Genomic DNA, 6,723 nt, shown 5'->3' on the forward strand with positions numbered 1-6,723 from the left:
AAGCACGATTAGAACCTTATTCCTAGTCCAAGCTGAGCATTGCGTCCCGTCAGGTACCGTGCAGGGTTGAACGGGTATGTCGATACTGGTGCCTGCAGCTGGGGATACATTGGATCGTTCCAGCCGCTCGGCGTCCTGTCGCCAAGTTCATATGCGCGACCGGTTACCGGGTTGATGATTGCAGAATTCTTTGTGTCCAGCAAATTCTTTACCTGCATCGATAGAGTGAATTCAAGATTGGCGATCCGTATGTACTTCTCCACGTTCATGTCGATCCAGAACCACGATGCTCCGACGCCTCCGAGCAGATTTGACTGATCGGCGACATACGCCGGCTTCCCGTTCGTCAGATAGCCGTCAAAGATTGATGGTGTGTACCGCTTTCCGGACTGATAGAAGACACGGAAATGCACGTTGTAATCGTCGAGGATCCCGGGTGCGAATCCAAACAAAGGCTTGTCCTTCCCGACCATGAACGTCGTGTTCAGGTTCAGCTGCACCGGCCTGTCCCACGTGACGTAGTTCTCTTTAATCGTCTCATCCTCGATGCCGCGCGCCACCAGCACGGCCTGATCCGGTGTGGAGCTCTTTCCGGTTGTGATCGAATATGAACCGCTCACTGTTCCACGGAACCATTGTCCGATTCTCTTGCGGAATTCGATTTCGATGCCGCGTGACCGCGCGTAGTCCTGATTCACATACGTAATGAAGTTCGACGACGAAAGCCGCGCCGATGTGAGCCGGGCCTGCTTCGTCGAGACATAGTCGAAAATGTCCTTGTTGTACGCGGTAACGGTGAGGACGTCGTCTGTGGAGAACTGCGACTGGAGCCCGATTTCGTAGGCGACCGTCGTTTCGGGATTCAGGTCAGGATTGCCGAACTTCTGAAACGTCGATTGCGCGGATACCGGGTTCAGCTTCGCATACACAAACTGCGGCTTCGGAAGCTTCGAAAAATGTCCGTAGGAGAAGAACAGCATCTGGTTGTCCGACACCGGGTGCGAGATACCAATGCGGGGACTCAGTCTCCCTTTCCAGCGGCGTCCGAACAACGAATACGTTTTGTCTTTATAATCCTGTCTGATTTGGTCCGGAATCGTAACCACCGCCGGGTTGTCAACCGCATCGTCCACGTACTTGCCAGGGAACCAGTAATCGAACCGCAGGCCGGCGTTGAGAATCATACCGCTGAAAGTGATGTTGTCCTGCACATACAGGGCACCGAATGCAGGACGGACCGTATAGATGTCATTGTTCAGACCCAGGACACCGATCCAGGGCTCGTAGATGTCGATATTCTGCATCTCCTGCATCGTAAGCTCGAAGCCGGCTTTGAATCTGTTCTTGTCGGAGAAGTTGTTCGTGACATCGAGCTTCAACGTGTTTTCGATGACGTAATGATCGTGCCACGTAAACCCATTCCCGTAATCGTAGAAGCCATCACCGGGAATGACGCCGATCGTGTCATGCCCAATGTTGTAGTACTGAACCGGGAACGTGACGATGTCCTTCGGCTCTGTGTATTGCGTGTAGTCTTTCCCATTTGCGTCCGCACGGAGGTTCGTGAAGAAGTGGGAGAATTTCATTTCGTAGAATAACGTGTTCGACAACGTGTGTGTGAGGCTCAGGACATGGAGCTGATTGTTGTGCGTGTACGTGTTCGCCCCATCAAGAATGTTCTGGAAATCATATTGATACCCTGGGCTCGGTTCGACGTATTCCAGATTTGTCTGAAGGGACTGCGAGTTCTGATTGATAGCGACTGAATGATTGTACGAATAGGAGAGCCGGAAGAGGGAAGCCGGTTTCCACGTCAGCTTCGCGAGCCAGAACCAGTTGTTCTCCTCCCGCGGGGCGAATCTCGATCCATAGAACGTCGACGAGACAAGCTGCTTCGCCCGCGCTCCTGTAAAACCGTCAGAGATTCCAACATATAAATTGCTGAAGAACGTCAGGGTGCCGGGGGTCCGGATTCCGACCAATGGAAGGAGAAAGGTGGTAACCGGTTCAGGGCCGCTGATCGTCGCTTCGTAGACATCGGTATTGAAACTGTGTGCGATCCGGTCCGACAAACCCAGCCTGTCCCTCTTTGTCGAGAGACTCCCCTGGTACTTTTGCGCCCCTTCCTTCAACGTCACATTGACCACGCCGGACGTCGCCTGCCCATACTCGGCGTTATAGCCGCCGGTGAGGACTTCGATTTCCTGCACCGCGTCTGCGCTGATCTGAAGTCCGAAGCCCGTCCCTGACAGCGGGTCCTGGATGGAGATACCATCGAGCAGGTACGCATTTTCGTTTGAGCGGCCGCCGCGGATGTGTACTTCGTTATCAGTCTGCACGACTCCGATCTGTTGAGTGACGACTTCCCTCACGTCTGTTACTGCGGTCGACTTGATGTCTTCAGACGTCACCGCCCTGCGGCTTGCGGTTTCTTCAAGATTAAAGAGAGGCCTCTTGCCGATCACGAGGACCTCCTGCCCTATACTCAGCGTCGTCTCCGAGAGATCCTGATCTGCGACAACCTCTTTTCCCGCCTCGACGCGCACATCTGTCCGCTGCACCGTTGTATAGCCGATCAAACTGTACTGAAGCGTGTAACTGCCTATGCCAACTCCCTGAATACTGAAGTTACCGTCAGGATCAGTCGCAGCGCCGTAGTACGTTCCTTTGATCGTGACATTGACAGAGGGGAGGCCTTCGAGCGTCTTCGCATCACGTACGCGGCCCTTGATCACGCTCTTATTCTGTGCACTCAAAGTGTCGTTAAGCGCCAACACCAACGGCAACAGCATCAGCATTTTCATCGCCGTTTTCATCATTGGATTCCGAACTCGTCTTTGTAGACTTTGCGCAGGAGCGCCGCGACTCTGCTTGGCGGAGTTGCAAATCGATGCAGGAGCGCACCAAGCATAACAAAATTCGGGCGATCAGCATCCTTCACACCCATGATAGGTTGTCCCACCCAGCGAGGAGATACCTGCATCTTGTAAAGAACACGGGCATCGACCTTCGGGAGCAGTCCTCTGGGGAACGTGTAGATGGTGCCGAGCGTGTCGCGCACCAGCGTCGGGTATGCAGGATCGACAGCGAGTATCGTGTCTTTCCCAAGAAGAATTGAGGTGAAGAAACTCGGTTCGATGTTGTCGATCGGAGCGAAATCACCAAGTCCGCCCTGGGCGCTGATGTTTTGCGGGAACCCGGCAGCGAGAAAGACCTTTCCTCCAGCCTTTTTGAAGCCCGGGAGGCTGGCTTGAATGATATCGAGACTCGGGGCATTATCCCCGTACCAGAAGACGTATTTGAAGAGCTTCAACGTTTCGGTAAATGTCGGATTGATGAGGGGCGGGACAAACTTCCCGCGGCTGATCGCTGAAGCCCCCTTCTTGATGTCGATGACGTCTCTGCTGCCGAGCCGCCCGCCAATCAGCGTGTCGAACATCGATTTGTAGAAGGCTGCCGAGACATCCGTTGGCTGGTAGTCCCGGACGATCAGGAAGTCCCCCTTCGGCTCACGTACATACCACACCTTGCCGGTGTCAGGCATACGAACCGTCGGGCTGATCGTGCCTGCAACGTCCTGCGCCTTCAAGTAGAAGGCATGGTTACCCTCGGTCAGACCGTCGGTCTTGAACAGAGTCACAAGGTTCGCATCGCCGGGCAATTTCTTCCAACGAGCGGGATTCGACGTGTCATCCAGGGCATAGTAGTAATTGACGATCGTCTCGTTGCCATCGATGTCGTTCCCTGTCCACTGGAACGTGGCGACTGTGTAGGTCGTTTCCGGAACGGTCGAGGTCAGAAGGTACGAGACCGTAGGAGGTGAATTCCGGATCGGATACCGAAGCGAAGCAGGTTTCGGATCACGCAGTCCTTCATTGTCGATTGCTGCGACGAAGAAGGAATACGTTGTGTCGAGGCGATTGAGTCTGAAGGTGAAAAGACTGTCAGTTCTGGTCGTAAAGGTCCAGCGAACACTGTCGAGCGAAAAGTAGTACCCTGCCACAAAACCATCAGGATCGACCCCCCACCAGTGAATGCTCTGCTGGCTCACAGTTCTGCGGAGTTCGCCGTCGGGGACGAGGGCGAGATACGTCTTCGGGGGCTGGTTCAACAGCGGCTCGTTGGTGTGCCGTTTCGAACAGCCTGCGAGCATCAACACGATGATGATCGATATGTTGACAAACTTGTTCATCCGTCTTTGTGTATATCCCTATCCCACCCTGATTCGTTGAGGAGACTCGTTTCCTCGACAGTGAAACTGTCGAGGTGATGTCGTGTCCGACAGTAGAACTGTCGGACAACAGCTGTGAAACCGTCGCTCGACAGTGAAACTGTCGAGGTGATGTCGTGTCCGACAGTAGAACTGTCGGACAACAACATTGCGCGGGAGGAGAGATTTCCCCCTCCCCCCGCAGACGTACGTTACTTCAGCAACATCATCTTCTTGACGTTTGAATACTTGTCGGTCTTCAATTGATAGAGATACACACCGCTGGAGAGACGCGATGCATCGAAGACAACCACGTACGATCCGGCCTTCTGATCCCCCTCAACAAGCGTCATCACTTCCTGCCCAAGTATGTTGAAGATTCTTAGCTGGACACTTCCGGCGACCGGCACTGAGTAGCGAATGGCCGTTGTCGGGTTGAACGGATTTGGATAGTTCTGACTCAGCTCGAAGTTGGACGGCATAACGCCAGCTTCCTGATACGTTACGGAAGAGACAATTCCAAAATCGTCGTCCTTTCTCGGTTCGAGCTTGTATGCGCTGAACGAGTAGTCCATGATCGCGGTTATCGAAGCAACAGAAGCACCCAATGGGATCAGCTTGGTTTTGAGAGGACTGCCGAACGGGTGATCGGTCAGCCACCTGGTGAAACGATAGCCGGAGGCCGTATCAACATAGAACGTGTTACATCCGTTGTCGTTGACACGAAGGCCAAAGGCGGTGGTCGAAATGCCTTTCGTCGTACTGATGAAGAATTCACCAAAATTGCCCGAGTTGACGTCCGCATTCATCATGACGACATAGACAAGCGGCGTTTTCACAAGGACACCCTCCCACTGCTCAAACGGGGAGGCGCCGCTCACAGGTTTGGCAGCATCCTGATAGCTGACGGAACCTGAGCCGCTCAATCCGATTGATGTCGCCGCAGGAACGACGACGCCCCTACGGACGAGCGTGCGAGAGAGCACCTGAATATTCGTGCGACCGTTTGTCTCCATCACTACGCCTGTGACCTGCACACTGTCACCCCTCAGCAGCGTATCGAGTCCTACGCCGGCGTTGGTCCCATACATCGTGACCCCGTTCCAAGCACCTGCAGCAGACGCCATCCAAAGCTGCGGACGACTGCTGTTCACTTCCTTGATATCTGTCGTATCAGCTGTGATGACACCACTGACCGTCACGGTGTCCCCCCAGAACCCGGAATTCGAGTTTACATAGGGGGTGAACTGTACGTCGCGGATGGTAAGTCCACTCTGTCGAACCTGGTAGAAGTTCGGTATAGATGGATCCGGCGAAGATCCGTAGATTCCGCCGCCGTACGCTTCCACGAAGTAACTGATCAGACTGTCACCAGTTGCCGGCGGAATAGTAGCAGTGTACAATGAATCTCCCGAGGTAGCGGTGATTTTTGACCTGGTCCACGCCCTCGCCGTGCTTGATCCGAATCTCCAGTTGAAAAAGCTGCTATCGATCTTGCCGCCGGAGTTCAAATTCTTCGCCTTCCATGACACGTTTACCGCGTCGGTGGCCTTTGGCGGAGTCGGTGTCCGGACGATTGCTGTAATCTGCGGTGAGAAGGATGCGATTCCGATATCGCCGGGATACTTTGAATTCGTCTGCTCTCTCGGTCCCGGATACAAAGGCATGATCGTGTAGTCACCGCACGTGTTACTTCTGGTCTGTGGGAGACACAGTCCGCGCAGAAAGCTCAGCCTGGTACCAACTGGCGGAGGTGTGTATCGCGAGCTGCTGGATTTGTGCCCGCGAAGGCTGTACCACGCTGAACCGTCGTACATATAGCCAACGTTTCCAAGAGAATCCTGGTAGGTGAATCTGCCAGAGCTGTAGTCTACCGAGATGACAGTCACGTTTCGTACGATGATATACATGGACTCATATTTCTCGCCAGTGGACGGCTTTGGCAAATTACCAGTAGCCAATTCAGACAGCGCAACTTCTCTGGGAGCCGGCCGGGCAATGATTCCACTCAGGTTGATCGGCGGAGGGCTGATGTAAATCGGATTCGTGGCGCTGTAGTGGAACATTTCTGTCAAACTGTTGTTTTGTGTGCCGAATTCCGTGACTCTTCCCGTAATCGTTATCACATATCCGGTGTCGATTGCAGTAATACCACCGGCCTGTGCCGCCGTACTTGAATCGTTCGTGAGCACATTGATTCCAGCAAACACCGCTCCTCTTGTCGTATCCTGGATATAGGTGTTGTACCTCTGCAATGTATAGGTCAAGACACTTGGCTTCACGAGAACCACGCCCGTGATGGAGACCGTGTCCGCGCCGGTGACATCAGATCCGCGCCAGTACGGAGAAATTTGCAGTGTCCTGGCTCCCGTTGCAGATTGCAGGGAGTCGAGCTTTTTCAATGAATCCTGCGGGACCGCCTGCAACTGAGGAATCGTCACAACCTTCTGGGCGAGCCCGACCGATACGACGAAGGTCAGGACCAAAACCAGAAGCAACGTTCGTATTAACCA

At 53.9% G+C, this 6,723-nt stretch carries 3 protein-coding genes; all 3 read right to left on the minus strand.

The annotated features are described in order from the left end of the window. Positions 1 to 8 precede the first annotated feature (8 nt). Positions 9 to 2,819, minus strand: a complete 2,811-nt coding sequence (locus NTU47_18645; GenBank protein ID MCX6135827.1) for a TonB-dependent receptor — start codon at positions 2,817 to 2,819, stop codon at positions 9 to 11. After that, a complete protein-coding gene (locus NTU47_18650; GenBank protein MCX6135828.1) occupies positions 2,816 to 4,192 on the minus strand; it encodes a hypothetical protein in 1,377 nt (458 codons plus the stop codon). Before NTU47_18650 ends, NTU47_18645 begins: the two co-directional genes overlap by 4 nt. A 230-nt stretch (positions 4,193 to 4,422) precedes the next feature. Next, positions 4,423 to 6,723, minus strand: a 2,301-nt coding sequence (locus NTU47_18655) for a T9SS type A sorting domain-containing protein (GenBank protein MCX6135829.1), incomplete at its 5' end; no start/stop codon positions are given.

The sequence above is a fragment of the Ignavibacteriales bacterium genome (assembly GCA_026390595.1).
Classification (GTDB): Bacteria; Bacteroidota; Ignavibacteria; order UBA10030; family UBA10030; genus UBA9647.